Genomic DNA, 17,073 nt, shown 5'->3' on the forward strand with positions numbered 1-17,073 from the left:
TTTCCGTCTGCGCCGGAAGTGGGGCGAATTATAGACACCTCAGCGAGGGCGTCAACCGTTATTTTGAACTTTTACCGATCTGGCCTTCGCAGCGCCGCCCAGACGCGGGATTCGCCGAGCAAACACGGGAATGCGCAGCAATAACAGGAATGCACCTATCCCCGCATACAGCGCCCACTCTTTAAGGTCGGCCCGGACAATCCAGAACATATGCAGCAGGCCCAGCCCCAGAATTACGTAGATGATCCTATGCAGCTTTTTCCAGCGTGCTCCCAGACGGCGCTGACTATAACGGTTGGAAGTCAGCGCCAGCGCAAGCAACCCCAGCAACGCCAGCGCACCGACGATGATATAAGGACGCTTGACCAGCTCGACACCCAACTGCCCCCAATCCAGCCCCAGAATGAACAGTGCGTACATGCTCAGGTGCAGCAACGCATAGGCAAAGCACCACAGGCCCAGCTGGCGACGCACCACAATCCACCCGGACCAACCGGTCAGGCGCTGCAACGGTGTCATGGAGAGCGTGATCAGCAGCATGACCAGCGTCGCCACTCCGAAGTTTTCCACAAGGACCTTGCCGGGATCAGGTCCGAGCGCAAAAATCCATGCCTGGTACAACCACCACACAGGCGCAATACAAGCGGCAAGAAATACAGCCAGACGCAAAAACGGATATCGCATCAATAGTCCTTCCGCAAATCCATGCCGGCGTACAAGGAACCCACCTCTTCCTCATAGCCATTGAACATTTTCGTGTCGCGCAGATTCGGGCTGAACAGACCGCTCGGCAAGCGGCGTTCGCGGGCTTGCGTCCAGCGCGGGTGATCGACAGTCGGGTTGACGTTGGCATAGAAGCCATACTCGTTTGCCGCAATGCTTTGCCAAGTGGTCTTCGGCTGCTCACTGACCAGACTGATACGCACGATGGACTTCACACTCTTGAAACCGTACTTCCATGGCACCACCAGGCGTAACGGTGCGCCATTCTGGTTAGGCAGCTCACGCCCATACATGCCCACCGCCAGAATCGCCAGAGGATTCATCGCCTCATCCAGACGCAGCCCTTCTACATAAGGCCAGTCGATCAGGGCAAAGTCCGAGCGCTGACCCGGCATGGACTTGGCGTCCTCCAGCGTTTCGAACCGGATGTACTTGGCTTTGGAGGTCGGCTCTACCTGCTTGAGCAACGCAGCGATCGGAAAACCAATCCACGGAATGACCATTGACCAGGCTTCGACGCAACGCAAACGGTAGATCCGCTCTTCCAATTGGTAAGGCTTCATGAAGTCTTCGAGCGCATAGCGGCCAGGCTTGGCGACTTCACCATCTATCACGACACTCCAGGGCTCGGTCTGCAGAGAGCCAGCGTTCTTGGCAGGATCGCCCTTGTCAGTACCGAACTCATAGAAGTTGTTGTAATGGGTTGCGTCCTTGAACGGCGTGATCGCCTCGTCCTGGACGTTGACCGCCTGCCATTTCGTGGCGGGTAGTTTTTCCGCGAACCAGCCTGGCGCTTTGCCTGGCTCTACATCGGCATACCGCGAAGCATCTGCGGCCCCCGCCCAGCGCGGCATTGCCGTGACGGCAAGACCTGCAAGCGAGCTGGCGAGCAATGTGCGTCGCGAGAGATAAATGGATTCAGGCGTGACGTCCGACTCTTTGGAGTCGGACGCAGAAGGAAGCTTGATTAACATGATGACTCCGCAGGCCAGGGAACTGATGCACCAATAGACTACGGAGTATGGTGGAAATTAGATCATTGACTAGGCCTTGCGGCGACGTAGCAGATACTGAATGGGGCCGGACAGAGCGTAAGCGAGAAATATCAGCAGCAAAATGCGCGGCGGGTCGCTGAATACGACAGCAAACACCAAGACCACCGCCAGAATCGCAACGAACGGCACGCGGCCCTTCAAGTCCAGCTCTTTGAAGCTGTTGTACTTGATGTTACTGACCATCAGCATACCGGCGGCCGCGACCAGCAACGCAACGAGAAACGACAGCTTGGAGCCCTGAATCCCGAAATCGCTGAATGCCCAGACCGTGCCGGCCACTACACCTGCCGCTGCCGGACTGGCCAGGCCGATGAAGTAGCGCTTGTCAGCCTTGCCGACCTGCGTATTGAAGCGCGCCAGACGCAATGCGGCGCCGGCTACATAGATGAAGGCAACCATCCAGCCGACCTTGCCCATATCACCCAGTGCCCAGCCGAATGCCAGCAATGCCGGGGCCACACCAAAGGCAACCATGTCGGACAGCGAATCGTACTCGGCGCCAAACGCGCTTTGCGTGTTGGTCATGCGCGCCACACGACCATCCAGGCCGTCGAGCACCATGGCCACGAAGATCGCAATCGCAGCGAATGCGAAATACTTGCTTGCCCCGGCAAAATCACCGGCGCTCATGGCGCTTTGCGCACTCATGGAGCTGATGATGGAGTAGAAACCCGCGAACAGATTCGCCGTGGTAAACAGGTTGGGAAGCAGGTAGATACCCCGATGCCGGACCTGCCGGCCTTCGGCGTCATGGCCCTCTTCCACGTGTTCATCGATAGGTAGCAGACTTTCAGCGTCAGAGGCCTTGACGGGCTCTTCAGGACGTTCGCTCATGGAGATTACCTTGCAGCGGTATGAAAAGGTTCGACACAGGTCTGCGGCGAGGGTTCGCCTGCAAACAATTGCAGCTTTATACCAGAGCCTGACCCATAACGAAAAAGCGCGACCGATGGGCCGCGCTTTTTCATGTAAACCAGCTGTAGTCCGGCGGTGAACCGGAAAAGCTTAGTTCTTGTCCTTGTCGACGATTTTGTTCGCCGCGATCCAAGGCATCATCGAGCGCAGTTTTTCACCGATGATTTCGATACCGTGCGCAGCGTTGTTACGACGCTTGGCAGTCATCGACGGGTAGCCGGTAGCACCTTCGCTGATGAACATCTTCGCGTATTCGCCGTCCTGGATGCGCTTCAGAGCGTTGCGCATGGCCTGACGGGATTCGGCGTTGATGACTTCAGGGCCGGTGACGTATTCGCCGTATTCGGCGTTGTTGGAGATCGAGTAGTTCATGTTGGCGATACCGCCTTCGTACATGAGGTCAACGATCAGCTTCAGTTCGTGCAGGCACTCGAAGTAAGCCATTTCCGGCGCGTAGCCAGCTTCGACCAGCGTTTCGAAACCAGCCTTGACCAGCTCGACAGTACCGCCGCACAGAACAGCCTGCTCGCCGAACAGGTCGGTTTCAGTCTCGTCCTTGAAGGTGGTTTCGATGATGCCGGTACGGCCGCCGCCAACGCCCGAAGCGTAGGACAGGGCAACGTTCTTGGCGTTGCCGGAAGCATCCTGATAAACCGCGATCAGATCAGGGATACCGCCGCCCTTGACGAACTCGGTACGCACGGTGTGGCCCGGGGCCTTCGGCGCGATCATGATCACGTCGAGGTCAGCGCGCGGCACAACCTGGTTGTAGTGGATCGCGAAGCCGTGGGAGAACGCCAGTGTTGCGCCCTTTTTCAGGTTCGGCTCGACTTCGTTCTTGTACAGCTGGGACTGGAACTCGTCCGGGGTCAGGATCATGACCAGGTCGGCGGCAGCAACGGCAGAAGCGACGTCAGTCACTTTCAGGCCATGAGCCTCGGCCTTGGCGACAGTGGCCGAACCTTTACGCAGGCCGACAGTGACATCAACGCCGGAGTCTTTCAGGTTGCACGCCTGAGCGTGGCCTTGCGAACCGTAACCGATGATGGCGACTTTCTTGCCCTGAATGATCGAAAGGTCACAGTCTTTGTCGTAGAAAACTTTCATGGAAATCCCCTGTTATCTTGGCCACGCAGGCCATTTGCTTAATTGATTTAAATGCTCAGCACTTTGTCGCCACGGGCAATGCCCGTTACGCCACTGCGTACTGTTTCCAGGATAGCGGCGGTGCCGATGGCCTGAATGAAGCTGTCCAGTTTGTCGCTCGTGCCGCTCAGTTGCACGGTGTAGACGCTGGCGGTCACGTCGACGATCTGCCCGCGGAAGATATCCGTGGTGCGCTTGATCTCCGCACGCTGCGCGCCGGTGGCCTTGACCTTGACCAGCATCAGTTCGCGCTCGATGTGAGCGCTTTCCGACAGGTCGACCAGCTTGACCACTTCGATGAGCTTGTTGAGGTTCTTGGTGATCTGCTCGATCACCTCATCATGACCTACGGTGGTGAGCGTCAGACGCGACAGGGTCGGGTCTTCGGTCGGCGCAACCGTCAGGCTTTCGATGTTGTAGTTACGCTGGGAGAACAGACCAACGACGCGCGACAGTGCACCCGGTTCGTTTTCCAGCAGCAGGGAAATGATATGGCGCATGATTATGTCCGCTCCGTCTTGCTCAACCACATATCGCGCATGGAGCCGTCCTTGATTTGCATCGGATAGACGTGCTCGGTCACATCGACCTGAATATCCATGAACACCAGCCGGTCAGTCATGGCAAAGGCTTCTTCCATCTTCGGCTTCAGATCCTTCAGGTCAGTGATACGCATGCCGACGTGACCATAGGCCTCGACCAGCTTGACGAAATCAGGCAGCGACTCCATGTAGGAATGCGAGTGACGCGCGCCGTAGCTCATGTCCTGCCACTGGCGGACCATGCCCAGCACACCGTTGTTGAGCAGAATGATCTTCACCGGCAGGCCGTACTGCAGGCAGGTCGACAGCTCCTGAATGTTCATCTGGATACTGCCTTCGCCGGTCACGCAGGCCACGTGCTCGTCCGGGAAACTCAGTTTCACGCCCATTGCTGCCGGAAAACCAAAGCCCATGGTGCCCAGGCCGCCCGAGTTGATCCAGCGGTTCGGCTTGTTGAAGCGGTAGTACTGCGCAGCGAACATCTGATGCTGACCGACGTCCGAGGTGACATAAGCGTCGCCCTTGGTGACTTCGCACAGCGTTTCGATAACGGCCTGCGGCTTGATGACTGTGCCATCGCCACGGTTGTACGGGAACAGATCCCCCGTACCGCGCCACTCGTCAATCTGCTTCCACCACGCAGCAACGGATGCCTTGTCGGGTGTCTCGCCGATCTCTTTCAAGGTGGCAACCATTTCGGTCAGCACGCTTTCGACAGGACCGACGATAGGCACGTCGGCCTTGATGGTCTTGGAGATCGAAGCCGGGTCGATATCGATGTGAATAATCTTGGCGTTCGGGCAGAACTTGCTGGCGCCGTTGATGACTCGGTCGTCGAAGCGCGCGCCGACGGCCAGGATCACATCGGTGTGGTGCATCGCGAGGTTAGCGGTGTAGCTGCCGTGCATCCCGAGCATGCCGACGAACTGGCGATCCGTGCCCGGATAGCACCCAAGCCCCATCAGGGTATTGGTTACCGGTGCATCGAGCAGTTGCGCCAGCTCGGTCAGTTGCGCCGAAGCATTGCCCATGATCACCCCGCCACCGGCGTAGACGATAGGACGCTTGGCCGCCAGCAGCATCTCGACGGCCTTGCGGATCTGACCGGAATGGCCACGAACCGCCGGGCTGTAGGAGCGCAGCTTGGCTTTTTTCGGGAAGACGTATTCGAATTTTTCGGCCGGGTTGGTCATGTCCTTCGGAATATCGACGACCACCGGGCCCGGACGACCGGACTGTGCCAGGTAGAAAGCCTTTTTCAGGACGTCCGGGATTTCCGACGGGTGCTTGATCATGAAGCTGTGCTTCACGATCGGCCGGGAGATACCGATCATGTCGGTCTCCTGGAACGCATCGGTGCCCACCAGCGTACTGGCTACCTGACCGGACAGGACCACCATCGGAATGGAGTCCATGTACGCCGTGGCGATACCGGTAATGGCATTGGTTGCACCAGGACCCGAGGTCACCAGCACCACGCCTGCCTTGCCGGTAGCCCGCGCATAGCCATCGGCCATGTGCGTGGCAGCCTGCTCGTGGCGAACAAGGATGTGGCTCACCGCCGGTTCTTTGAACAGGGCATCGTAGACATGCAGGAGGGCACCACCGGGGTACCCATAGATATGCTCAACGCCTTCGTCACGCAAAAAGCGGACGACCATTTCAGCGCCAGATAAAAGCTCCACGTTGTTCACCTCTAAAACGCCAGAATACCGTCCACTCCGGGACGGGTCTTAATAGGTTTACTGCCAGCAGAGCATGAGCGACGGTGGTCGCCGACTACGTCAGCACTGACTGAGCAAGTATTGGGAGGTCCCTGAGTGTTGCGGAACATTCCCACCCAGCGCGAGGTAACGCGTTGCGGGTGTTACAGGTCGGCGCGGGTGTGCGCCTCATGATCTACCGAGAGGGTCTGCTTCTGGCAGTCCTTCTACAGCGAACTTTGGATTGTTGTGATTCCCCCCCTTCAAGTCAAGCGATCCGTGCGCTTTCTTGACACCCGACAAGTGAAATCGCACCGTTTCGGACTGAAATGCACTGTTATGGTAGCTTTCTGCATGCACAGACTTTCAAGGACCCGACATGCATTGGATGATTCTCGCCGCCGCGCTGGCCATCAGCGCAACCAGCCAGGCCGCTTCGATCTACAAGTGGGTGGATGCCCAGGGCGTAACGCACTTTGATGCCCAGCCCCCCACTGGCCAGCCGGTGCAGGAAATCAATGTGCAGACTCCGCCACCTGCCGCCGCGCCGGGCATGCCTGCGGACGACGGGGCTGCGCAACAACGCGAGATTGACCAGAAAGTCAAAAGCCAGGTGAAGGCTCAGGAAGCCAAGCGCGCGGAAAATTGCGAAACCCTGCGCACCAATCTTGCGCAGTTGCAAAACAATCCGCGAGTGCGCGAGCAGGTTGGAGGAGAATCAAGGCGCCTTACGGATGAGAACCGCAAGACGCGTATCGAAGAAACCAACAAGGCGATCAGCGAATACTGCCGCTAGAAGCGCGCCGATCAGCGCGCTGCTGTGATCAGCTGGTCGAACCGCGCCAGGTGCGCTTGCAGCTGCCGGGTTTCACTCATGCACCCGGCATAGACCATCTCGGCCATTTCCAGAATGCCGGAAGCATTGGGCAACGGCAGGTCGCGCTCGAGGATGACCTTCATCCGCGGCAGGAAAATCCACTGCAGCCACTGGGCGAACTCCAGGGTATCGACGCTGAACGGTTCCTGACTGGCGAGCGCCTGCTCGCTGGGCGGCGTGGTATCCCACCAGCCCAGCACGCGCAACTCGCGCTCTATCAGCAACAGTTGCTCGGCAACCTCAGGTAAACGTCCGTCCATCAGCGAGCCTTTTGACGAGCCAGGGCAGCACCGGCCGCGTCACCCTGCTTTTCGCGTGACTGAGCGATCAATCCCCACAGACTGGCCTGCAGGCTGGTACGCCCGTTGGCGTAAGTCAGACCACGACGTGCCAGCTGCTCGGCCTGGGCCGCATCGCCCTGAGCCAGACGCACCTGAGCCAGACGATAGAGCACTTGCGGCTCGCGCGGTGCAACCCGCTGCGCACGCTCGAGACTGGACGACGCGCCATTGAGATCGCCACTGGTCTGCTGTTGCTGGGCGGTGGTCAACAATGCCAGTACAGGCCCGTCAAGCTGCTCGTCCTCCGACAGACCGCCACCGCTGGACGGGATCCCGGTCGGGGCAGAAGCGGCCGGCATGCTGTAGCTGTTGTTTGCAGGAGCCTGACTGACCGGGGCCTGGGTGACCGGCGCAGCATCGACAGGCGGAGTGTTGACACTGAACGGCGCCTGACTGGCTGGCGCAGAGTAACTCTGTCCTGCATCGGCGCCACCCGCGCCCGGCACCATCACTACGACGCCCGAGTCCTGCGGCACGGCTTGCGGCTGCTGTTGCACAGGCGCCGTGTTGGTCCGGTAAGTACCGTTACGCGACGCTGCCGCACCTTCGCCATTGGACACCTTGGAGCTCGAATCCACGACCGGAATCGAGCCGCGTTCCACACTGGCGCAGCCGTTCAGCAAGGCCAGTGCCGTTAAAGCTGGAATCCACCATTTATTCACTTGAAAACCTCGATTGCCTAGTTCAACCAACCCTTGACCCAGTCCATCACCTCAGTGGCAGGTGCCGGAGCGCCGCCGCATGTCGCGCCGGGCTGGGGCTCACTGCCGCGAATATACGGCATCTGCACGGCATTCGGGCAGCTTGCATCCGACCCCTGACCGGTCTGCGCATCGACCCACGCCTGAACGACGTTGTCCGGCATCGCCATGTCCAGCGGCAGCGGGCCGGCCTTGCGCATGAAACTGGTCCAGACCTGCAGGGCACCGGTGGCACCGGTAAACGGTGTCTTGCCGTTGTCGTCGCGCCCCATCCACACCACCGCCAGCAGGTCCTGACTGAACCCGGCAAACCAGCTGTCACGCGAGTCGTTACTGGTACCGGTCTTGCCCGCCAGATTCAACGAGCTCGGCAATACGTTGTAAACAGATTTGCCCGTACCTTCGCGCATGACCCGCTGCATCGCATTCTGCACCAGGTATATGGCACCCGGATCGAAGCGCTGTTCAATCTGGAACGGATAACGCTTGAGTGGCTCGCCTTCCGCGGTGAGCACGCTGCGAATACCACGCATCGGCGTATTGAACCCGCCGCTGGCGATGGTCTGATACATGGTGGCCACTTCCATCGGACTCAAGCCACCCGCACCCAGCAGCATCGACGGATAGGTCGGCCATTCGCGCGTCACACCCAGTTTGGCCAGTGTCTTGAACACGTTTGGAATGCCCAGTTCAAGACCCAGCTTGGCGGTCGACAGGTTGTAAGAGTGCGCCAGCCCCTGATACAGGAAGATATTGCCGTGTGACTTGTGATCGTAGTTCTGCGGTTTCCAGATCTGGCCATCGGCGCCTTTGACCTGGAACAGTTCGTCGGCAATCCAGCTGGTCAAGGTGTACTGGCTTGGCCGCTCAAGTGCCGTCAGGTAGATAGCCGGCTTGACCAGCGAGCCGATCGGACGCACCGCGTCGATCGCCCGGTTGAAGCCCGAGAACCCGGCCTCACGCCCACCGATCAACGCCTGCACTTCGCCGGTTTCAGGGTTGGTGACGACCATGGCCGACTCCACTTCATCAGAGCCCTTGCGCCCGGCGAGCTTCTTGAACGTGTCGTCCATGGCCGCCTGGGACTTCATCTGCAGGATCGGATCGAAGCTGGTAAAGATCCGCAGCCCTTCTTCGGTCAGGTCTTCGTCGCGATAGTCTTCGCGCAGCTGACGCTTGACCAGATCGAGGAACGCCGGGAACGAGCTGTCGGCGAGGGTCCCGGTCTTGGTCACACCCAGTGGCATTTTTTTCGCAGCAGCGACTACTTCGGGAGTGGCGACGCCCTGCTGCTCAAACAGGTCGAGCACCAGATTACGACGCTCCAGAGCACGCTCCGGATTGCGCCGCGGGTTGTAGAAGGAAGGCCCCTTGACCAGTCCGACCAGCATCGCCACCTGATGGATTTTCAGCTCGGACAGCGGCTGGCTGAAGAAATACTGGCTGGCCAGACCGAAACCGTGAACGGCGCGCTGGCCGTCCTGCCCGACGAACACTTCGTTGAGATAGGCCTCGAGGATTTCCTGCTTGCTGTAATGGATCTCCAGCAGAACGGCCATCATGGCTTCGGTCAGCTTACGGGTCAGGCTGCGTTCATTGGTCAGGTAGAAGTTCTTGACCAACTGCTGGGTCAGCGTACTGCCGCCCTGGCGCATCTGCCCCTGCGAGGTATTGACCCAGATCGCCCGGGCAATGGACTTGGGCGACACGCCGAAGTGGTGATAGAAATCCCGGTCCTCGACCGCTACCAGCCCGTCGAGCAGATAGGGCGGCGCCTGATCCAGCTTGATCAGGATCCGGTCCTCCAGATTCTTCGGGTACAGGCCGCCGATCAGCAAGGGCTCGAGTCGTGCCACCGCAAGCTTGGCACCATTGCCCGAAGACAGGTCGGCTACATAGTCACCGGAAAAGCGCACGCGCACCTGCTGCGCTGCATCAGTGCCTTCGTAAAACTGAAAGCCACGCGTATTGAGGTCGACGGTATTGCCGTTCACCGCAGCGGCGCCGGGACCATTCGCCACGCTTTCGCGGCGATAGCCCAGGGCGTCGAGCTCGATGAGAAAGTCATCGCGGCTCAGCTTCTGTCCGACGAACAGCTCCAGCGGCCGTGCATAGACCTTGGCCGGGATGGTCCAGCGCTTGCCGGAGAATTTTTCCTGGACGATTGCATCGAGATAAATGGCCAGGCCGCCGAGCAGAACCAGGCCGACAATACCGAGCTTCAACGCCCAGCCCAGCCACTTGTTAAGGCTGCGGGGAGGTTGTTTTTTTGCAGAACGAGAGGTGCGGGATCGAGTCATGGGCGCGGATTATACGCACTTTACCGAGGATCGACAGACGCCCGAGTCAGCGGTTTGCAGCCTCGCGCCAAGCGGCCATAATGGCGGCATCGTGTACTTACATTTTGAACACATTCCTGAAGGATCGACCGTGAGCCAGTCTTTGATTGCTGCCCTGCAGAACCCTGCCCTCTTCCCCCATCCGGTGGAGAGTTTCCAGGTCATCGAAACGCACATTTCCTGGGTGCTGCTGACGGGTCCGTATGCCTACAAATTCAAAAAGCCGATGAACTTCGGCTTTCTGGATTTCACCACGCTGGCCCTGCGCAAGCACTTCTGCGAAGAAGAGTTGCGCCTGAATCAGCGTCTGACCGACGACCTCTACATCGAAGTCCTGCCAATCACTGGCACAGAGGACGCGCCGCAACTGGGCGGCGACGGCGAAGCCATCGAATACGCGCTGAAGATGAAGCAGTTCTCGCAGGATGGCCTGCTGAGCACGCTGCAGGCCAACGGTGAATTGACGACTGCGCACATCGACGAACTGGCGCGCCAGATTGCCGGTTTTCACCTGACCTCGCCGCAGGTCGGAGCTGAAAGCGAACTGGGCTCGCCTGACAGCGTGATGGCCCCGGTGGTACAGAATTTCGAGCAGATTCGCCCGCTGATCAGCGAAAAATCCGACCTGGCACAGCTTGATGCCCTGCACGCGTGGGCAGAGTCGAGCTTTGCGCGACTCAAGCCGTTGCTGGCCCACCGCAAGGCCGATGGGTTCATCCGTGAGTGCCATGGCGACATTCATCTGGGCAATGCGACGGTGATTGATGGCAAGGTCGTGCTGTTCGACTGCATCGAGTTCAACGAGCCGTTCCGCAAGACCGATGTCTATGCCGACATCGGTTTTCTGGCAATGGACCTTGAAGACCGTGGCCTGAAGTCGCTGTCACGGCGTTTGATCAGTCAGTACCTGGAAGTCACCGGCGACTACGCGGGCCTGGAGCTGTTGAATTTCTACAAGGCCTACCGCGCAATGGTCCGCGCCAAGGTGGCACTGTTCAGCCAGCCGGCCGATGCCGACGGCTTGCAGCGCGCGGCGACGCTTCGTCAGTACCGCAACTATGCCAATCTGGCCGAGAGCTACAGCGCCATCCCTTCACCGTTTCTGACGATCACCCACGGTGTCTCTGCCGTTGGCAAAAGCCACGTTGCGATGCGTCTGGTGGAGTCGCTGGGCGCCATCCGCCTGCGCTCGGACGTAGAGCGCAAGCGCCTGTTTGCCGGCCAGGGTCAGGATCTGTATGACGCGCAAGCCAGCAGCACAACCTATGCACGCCTGCATGAGCTGGCCACCGCAACCCTGCGCGCAGGCTTCTCGGTGGTAATCGATGCCACTTACCTCAAGCGCGAGCAGCGCGATGCGGCGGCAAAGATTGCCGAAAACACCGGCGTCCCGTTCCTGATTCTGGATTGCGAAGCACCGCAGGCAGTGATCGCTGGCTGGCTTGCGCAGCGTCAGACACAGGACAACGACCCCTCTGACGCGACACTGGAAGTCATCGAGGCTCAGCAGGCCAGTCGCGAGCCGCTCGGCGCCGACGAAATCCTGCGCAGCAAGAAGGTTGCAACCAACGTCAGCAGCGATCTGGACAGCCTTATCGACAACCTGCGTCAGCGCCTGCCGGGTCTGTAAAACGACACATGGCCGTTGAGCGGTTAGCGCTTCACGGCCTTACAATGATGGCGATATACTGGCGCCACAATTCCAACGCAATGACATGTCGGAGGCCATCATGAGCCACCCCAAACAGATCGACTCACCGCTTTATATGCTGCTGCGCAAAGATGACGTCGAAGGTTTCAATCAAGAGAAACCGCGAACCGGCACCATCGACATGGTGGGGGGCGACTTCAGGGGGCTGGACCTGCGCGCGCTGGACACCGCCAATATCGACTTCACCGACGCCTACTTTCGCTCTGCCGACCTTCGTGGCCTGGACCTGCGCAATACGCCGATGGAAGGTGCGAGCATCGCTCATGCACAGATTTCAGGCGTGTTCTTCCCGGCTGAACTCTCGGCTGACGAGATTCTGATGTCGGTGAATTTCGGCACGCGCCTGCGCTACCGTACCCACTGATACCGCAAAAACGTTGCAGCCTGCACGCGCAATGCACAGCAGGCTGGCGATGTAGCGCCCTGCTTTCACCCCCTCTTCCCTCGCATGCGCAACCCGCTCGCCACTGAGGCTACGCTGTACTCCGTCACGTTTAATCCATGAATATCCTGCCTGAATCACCCGCAGGCACAGGCACGCGTGCGACCAAAAGAAATGTTGACTTACAAATGAGAATCGTTATGATTATCACATCCGGTCGCGAGACTGGACGGTAGCCTGAAAGACCTTGGTTCGGACTTTCAGATTATCTCCTCATCAGGCTAATCACGGTTTTTGACCCGGCTCTTTGCCGGGTCTTTTTTTGTCCGGCGCAAAGCCATCGATCATTCAAAAGCCATCGCCACCACCATGCGACTCGAGCAGGCCGAGCCTTGCCAGCAAGTCGTCCAGCACGCTGGAGCCGCCCAGCCGAAAGCGCCCGGCGTTGATCCATTGCAGGCCAAATCGCGCGCGGACCAGTGCCATGTAAACACGCGCCTCTTCGAACGTACGGATCCCGCCTGCAACCTTCAGCCCTACTTGCCCGCCTACGTCGGCAATGGACTCCAGCATGATCCGTGCAGCCTGCGGCGTGACATGCCTGGCGGCCTTGCCGGTGCTGGTCTTGATGAAGTCAGCGCCCGAAACAATCGCATCGCGGCAAGCGTCGAGGATCATTTGCGAGTCACGCAAGTCACCGGTTTCAAGCGTCGCTGTAAGCCTCACCTGCCCGGCACACAAGGCCGAACACGCCGAGATCATCGCCAGGCCGGGCTGCCGGTCTCCGCCGAGCAGCGCGCGAAAGGGATACACGACGTCGATTTCATCCGCGCCAGCCATCAGCGCAGCACGTACCTGGGCGAGGACCGACTGAACATTGCTGCTGCCATGAGGGAAATTGACTACGGCGACGACCTTGATATGACGAGCCTGTAAGCGATCCAGCGTGGTGCGCGCCAGACACACGAAACGTTGCTGGACGCTGACCGCTGCAACCGGTCCCACAGGCGTGCATGCGCGCCGACAGATGCCGACAATGCGCTGCTCCGTGTCGTCTGTATTGAGGGCAAACAGCTCAAGCAGCCCGATGACCTGACGCGCCAGCCGCTCATCATCTGCTGTCATCTCTTTCATAGTGTTTCCGCTCTGCAAAACATGAGCGGACGATATACAGCTGCAAGGCTGACAGGTGCGAGCGGCGTACTTAAAGACGAAGGCTACAAAAAGACAGGAAAGAACCGACGCATCCTGTGATGACTTCAACGTAACGCAGCGCATCAATCCGAAGAAAATGCCAGACTTGTCCGATCAGGCATCGACCCGACAACTGGCACCCGAAGAATGGGCCTATGGAGGCTTCTTGATATTCCTTTGCACTTCAAGCCACCTGCCCGAAGCCCACAGCAAAGGCTTCGAGCTGGGCGAACATGCGCTGTTTGCCGTGCGTCGTCAGGGCGCGGTGTTTGTCTACAAGAACCGCTGCCCGCATCGCGGCATTCAACTGGAATGGCAACCCGATCAATTTCTGGACGGCAGTGCAAGCCTGATCCAGTGCGCGACGCATGGGGCGTTGTTTCTGATCGAGAATGGCGAATGCGTTGCCGGGCCTTGCGAAGGTCAATCCTTGACCGTCATCAAAAGCCGTGAAGACGCCGAGGGCATCTGGGTGTCGCTGCATCTGGAGGCCTGACGAAGTCTGAGCCGCCTGTAGCCAGACGCCTCAATCCAGCCCGTGCACCTGCAGGCGCCGGTCGATAAAAATCTCTTCCGACGTCAGTTGCGCACCGTAGGCGAGAATTTGCACACCGGCATCGATGGCTTCACGCAACGCCGCCGCGTAGGCAGGATCAATCTCCTGCGCCGGCCGCACAGCGTCGATACCGGTGAGATTGACGCAATACAACAGCACGGCGCGCACGCCTTCGCGCGCCAGCGTCGCCAGTTCGCGCAGGTGCCGCGCGCCGCGCTGGGTCACCGCATCGGGGAATGCCGCCACGCTGGAACCATCGAATCCCAGAGTGACACTTTTAACTTCCAGATACAGATAGCCATCCGGGTACTCCAGACGAAAGTCCACACGACTTTTTTCCTGTCCGTAAGCCACCTCGCGCTTGAGCGCCGTGAACCCCGTCAGTTCGCTGATGACCCCGGCGCGCAACGCCTCTTCAACCAGCGTATTGGCCCGTCCGGTATTGATACAGGCCAGGCGACCCTGCGGGGTTTCGCTGATTTCCCAAGTGCCCGGCAGTTTGCGCTTGGGGTCATTCGAGCGACTGAACCACACGCGCCCGCCGGGCATCATGCAGTTGAGCATCGAACCGGTGTTAGGGCAGTGAATGGTCAGCAATTCACCGCTATCGGTTTCGATATCAGCGAGAAAGCGCTTGTAACGCACCAGCAGACGACCCTGTTCAAGCTGCGGAGAAAAACGCATCAGACACCCCAGCTACGCAGACCACGAGCGATTCGCTCGACCGCCTGCTCAAGGCGCGGCAGGCTCTGCGTGTAGGCAAAGCGCACATGGTGCCCGGCCTGAAAACGGCCGAAATCGAGGCCTGGTGTAAAGGCGACGTGCTCGGTTTCCAGAAAGTGCCGGCAAAAGGCAAAGGCATCGCCGCCAAACGCGGAGATGTCGGCATACAAATAAAAGGCCCCTTCCGGCTCGACGGCAATACCGAAACCCAGTTCGCGCAGCGCTGGCAGCAGAAAGTCCCGGCGGCGGCCGAACTCGGCGCGCCGTTGCTCGAGTATGGCCAGTGTCTGCGGCTCAAAGCAGGCAAGCGCGGCATGTTGCGCCATGCTTGGCGCGCTGATGTAGAGGTTCTGGGCCAGCTTTTCCAGATCGGCCACGGCATCCTGTGGCGCGACCAGCCAGCCCAGACGCCACCCGGTCATGCCGAAATACTTTGAAAAACTATTGAGAACGAAAGCGTCGTTATCCACTTCCAGCACACTGCTGGCGTCCACACCGTAGGTCAGGCCGTGATAGATCTCGTCCACCACCAAGTGCCCATTGCGGACTTTCAGTGCCTGAGACAAGGCTGCCAGTTCGTCGCGGCTCAACAGGGTGCCGGTCGGATTGGCCGGTGACGCCACCAGAGCGCCGACACTGTTGTGATTCCAGTGCGTGGCCACCAGCTCGGGGGTCAGTTGATAACGCTGTTGCGGACCGACGGGCACCAGTTGCGCTTCGCCTTCTATCAGGCGCAAAAAGTGGCGATTGCACGGGTAGCCAGGGTCGGCCAGCAACCAGTGCCTGCCCGGATCGACCAGCAGGCTGCTGGTCAGCAACAAGGCGCCTGAACCGCCCGGCGTGACCAGAATCCGCTGAGGATCAATGTCGACGCCGTAACGCTGAGCGTAAAACCCGGAAATGGCCTCACGCAGTTGCGGCAGACCGCGCGCGGCGGTGTAGCGCGTCTTGCCGTCTGCCAGTGCCGCCTGGCCAGCCTTTATGATGGGCTCTGCAGTGGTGAAATCGGGCTCGCCGATTTCAAGGTGAATCACATCATGACCCGCCGCCTGCAATTCATTGGCACGCGCCAGCAACGCCATGACATGAAAAGGTTCTATGGCGCGACTGCGCGCACTGTAAGGCTGGCTCATGGATATTCCTTTAAAGGGCGGGTGTTAAAACATGATTGTCATCACGGCGCGCCATGATTCTACCCAACCACCCGCCCGACGGTGCATTTGCGGACTGAAAAGCCCGGTCTCCAAACGCTGAATAAAAGAAAGCTACGACGGTGCGCAGCGACTAGAGTTCATTTAGATGCAGGGCAGATGCGAAATGGCCATCTCCATAAGAAGACGGCGTCGTCATGCTCGACAACCGGGAGTAGCGCACTCCGATTTGATCTGGTAAGTTCGCCCGCTTGCAGCTGCAGGGCCGACGGGTGTCGGTGATGGAACAATCCTGCGCAATAGATTAGAAGAGTGAGAGGCGGTCCAGACATGCCCACCCCAGAAAAGCAACAGAACCATCTAATCAGCGGCTTTGAGCCCTACGTGCCAACGAAGGGTGAAGAGTACATGGGCGAGCCGATGCGCGCGCACTTCACCAAGATCCTGAACAAGTGGAAGCAGGACTTGATGCAAGAGGTCGACCGAACGGTAGACCATATGAAGGACGAAGCTGCCAACTTCCCCGACCCGGCCGACCGTGCCAGTCAGGAAGAAGAGTTCAGCCTTGAACTTCGTGCCCGCGATCGCGAACGCAAGTTGATCAAGAAGATCGACAAGACGCTGCAACTGATCAAGGACGAAGAATATGGCTGGTGCGAATCCTGCGGCGTAGAGATCGGCATCCGCCGTCTTGAGGCTCGCCCGACTGCAGACCAGTGCGTCGACTGCAAGACCCTCGCAGAAATCAAGGAAAAACAGGTCGGTAAATGACCTGGGGCCGCCTTTGACTGAAAAGACGCTTCGGCGTCTTTTTTTGTGCCTGTTGAAGCACTATGACAGCGAATCTTGCTCCCACTCCTTGCTCATCGCTGTCCACAGCCCAACTGACTCCCATGCGCTCTTTGATCGCGATGGCACTGACGACGCAGAGTGCGACGTTAGTGACGGCTGAGTCCTGCCACTGATCCGGGGGTAGCCTGGCAGGACGCCAGGCTAGCCGCACCGCGCCATGGA

General features: G+C 59.2%; 17 protein-coding genes. 5 read left to right on the plus strand and 12 right to left on the minus strand.

Annotated features, from left to right (window positions below; translation table 11 throughout):
* Positions 1–51: 51 nt before the first annotated feature.
* From msrQ to QRN50_RS23805, 6 genes are all read right to left on the minus strand, one after another.
* The gene (gene msrQ, locus QRN50_RS23780) at positions 52–684 is read right to left on the minus strand and encodes a protein-methionine-sulfoxide reductase heme-binding subunit MsrQ (RefSeq protein ID WP_057457682.1); all 633 of its coding nucleotides are present in this window, start codon (positions 682–684) and stop codon (positions 52–54) included.
* Positions 684–1,697 (minus strand): protein-methionine-sulfoxide reductase catalytic subunit MsrP, encoded by a 1,014-nt coding sequence (msrP, locus tag QRN50_RS23785; RefSeq protein WP_003406704.1) that lies wholly within the window; start codon positions 1,695–1,697, stop codon positions 684–686. The genes msrQ and msrP overlap by 1 nt, the downstream gene beginning before the upstream one ends.
* Before the next feature lie 69 nt (positions 1,698–1,766).
* A complete protein-coding gene (pssA, locus tag QRN50_RS23790) occupies positions 1,767–2,612 on the minus strand; it encodes a CDP-diacylglycerol--serine O-phosphatidyltransferase (protein WP_003406703.1) in 846 nt (281 codons plus the stop codon).
* A gap of 171 nt (positions 2,613–2,783) precedes the next feature.
* Entirely contained in the window at positions 2,784–3,800 is a 1,017-nt protein-coding gene (ilvC, locus tag QRN50_RS23795; RefSeq protein ID WP_002552076.1) for a ketol-acid reductoisomerase, read from the minus strand.
* Positions 3,801–3,847: 47 nt separating this feature from the next.
* Entirely contained in the window at positions 3,848–4,339 is a 492-nt protein-coding gene (gene ilvN / locus QRN50_RS23800) for an acetolactate synthase small subunit (RefSeq protein WP_002552075.1), read from the minus strand.
* A gap of 2 nt (positions 4,340–4,341) precedes the next feature.
* Positions 4,342–6,066 (minus strand): acetolactate synthase 3 large subunit, encoded by a 1,725-nt coding sequence (locus QRN50_RS23805; protein WP_003406695.1) that lies wholly within the window; start codon positions 6,064–6,066, stop codon positions 4,342–4,344.
* A 397-nt stretch (positions 6,067–6,463) separates the two neighbouring features.
* On the opposite strand from QRN50_RS23805, the gene QRN50_RS23810 reads away from it, so the two are divergent.
* Entirely contained in the window at positions 6,464–6,880 is a 417-nt protein-coding gene (locus QRN50_RS23810; protein ID WP_003406694.1) for a DUF4124 domain-containing protein, read from the plus strand.
* 11 nt (positions 6,881–6,891) lie between these two features.
* Here QRN50_RS23810 and QRN50_RS23815 read toward each other — a convergent pair whose 3' ends face one another.
* Genes QRN50_RS23815 through mrcB form a run of 3 tightly spaced genes read right to left on the minus strand, consistent with a single transcriptional unit; the run spans position 6,892 to position 10,303 of the window.
* A complete protein-coding gene (locus QRN50_RS23815) occupies positions 6,892–7,221 on the minus strand; it encodes a YqcC family protein (protein ID WP_003406693.1) in 330 nt (109 codons plus the stop codon).
* Positions 7,221–7,964, minus strand: coding sequence for a tetratricopeptide repeat protein (locus QRN50_RS23820; protein ID WP_050427267.1), 744 nt, complete (start codon positions 7,962–7,964; stop codon positions 7,221–7,223). The genes QRN50_RS23815 and QRN50_RS23820 overlap by 1 nt, the downstream gene beginning before the upstream one ends.
* Before the next feature lie 17 nt (positions 7,965–7,981).
* Positions 7,982–10,303: a penicillin-binding protein 1B gene (gene mrcB, locus QRN50_RS23825; protein WP_003427455.1), complete on the minus strand. Its 2,322-nt coding sequence runs from the start codon at positions 10,301–10,303 to the stop codon at positions 7,982–7,984.
* Positions 10,304–10,433: 130 nt separating this feature from the next.
* On the opposite strand from mrcB, the gene QRN50_RS23830 reads away from it, so the two are divergent.
* Both QRN50_RS23830 and QRN50_RS23835 read left to right on the plus strand, forming a co-directional pair.
* Positions 10,434–11,972, plus strand: coding sequence for a bifunctional aminoglycoside phosphotransferase/ATP-binding protein (locus QRN50_RS23830; protein ID WP_096126662.1), 1,539 nt, complete (start codon positions 10,434–10,436; stop codon positions 11,970–11,972).
* Positions 11,973–12,072: 100 nt separating this feature from the next.
* On the plus strand, positions 12,073–12,417 hold the full coding sequence (locus QRN50_RS23835; protein ID WP_003371360.1) for a pentapeptide repeat-containing protein: 345 nt from the start codon (positions 12,073–12,075) through the stop codon (positions 12,415–12,417).
* A gap of 366 nt (positions 12,418–12,783) precedes the next feature.
* Here the strand turns inward: QRN50_RS23835 and deoC are convergent, their stop codons facing one another.
* Positions 12,784–13,569, minus strand: coding sequence for a deoxyribose-phosphate aldolase (deoC, locus tag QRN50_RS23840; protein ID WP_024641069.1), 786 nt, complete (start codon positions 13,567–13,569; stop codon positions 12,784–12,786).
* A gap of 226 nt (positions 13,570–13,795) precedes the next feature.
* On the opposite strand from deoC, the gene QRN50_RS23845 reads away from it, so the two are divergent.
* Positions 13,796–14,125 (plus strand): Rieske (2Fe-2S) protein, encoded by a 330-nt coding sequence (locus QRN50_RS23845; protein ID WP_161633370.1) that lies wholly within the window; start codon positions 13,796–13,798, stop codon positions 14,123–14,125.
* A gap of 30 nt (positions 14,126–14,155) precedes the next feature.
* On the opposite strand, the gene sfsA is transcribed toward QRN50_RS23845, so the two are convergent.
* A complete protein-coding gene (sfsA, locus tag QRN50_RS23850; protein ID WP_003406665.1) occupies positions 14,156–14,869 on the minus strand; it encodes a DNA/RNA nuclease SfsA in 714 nt (237 codons plus the stop codon).
* The gene (locus QRN50_RS23855; protein WP_003406662.1) at positions 14,869–16,041 is read right to left on the minus strand and encodes a pyridoxal phosphate-dependent aminotransferase; all 1,173 of its coding nucleotides are present in this window, start codon (positions 16,039–16,041) and stop codon (positions 14,869–14,871) included. The genes sfsA and QRN50_RS23855 overlap by 1 nt, the downstream gene beginning before the upstream one ends.
* A gap of 348 nt (positions 16,042–16,389) precedes the next feature.
* On the opposite strand from QRN50_RS23855, the gene dksA reads away from it, so the two are divergent.
* Positions 16,390–16,830 carry an RNA polymerase-binding protein DksA gene (gene dksA / locus QRN50_RS23860; protein WP_003406657.1) on the plus strand — a complete coding sequence of 147 codons (441 nt, stop codon included), beginning with the start codon at positions 16,390–16,392 and terminating at the stop codon, positions 16,828–16,830.
* The last annotated feature ends 243 nt before the right edge of the window (positions 16,831–17,073 follow it).

Source organism: Pseudomonas sp. MEJ108 (assembly GCF_030208985.1).
In the GTDB taxonomy this organism is placed as follows: domain Bacteria; phylum Pseudomonadota; class Gammaproteobacteria; order Pseudomonadales; family Pseudomonadaceae; genus Aquipseudomonas; species Aquipseudomonas fragariae.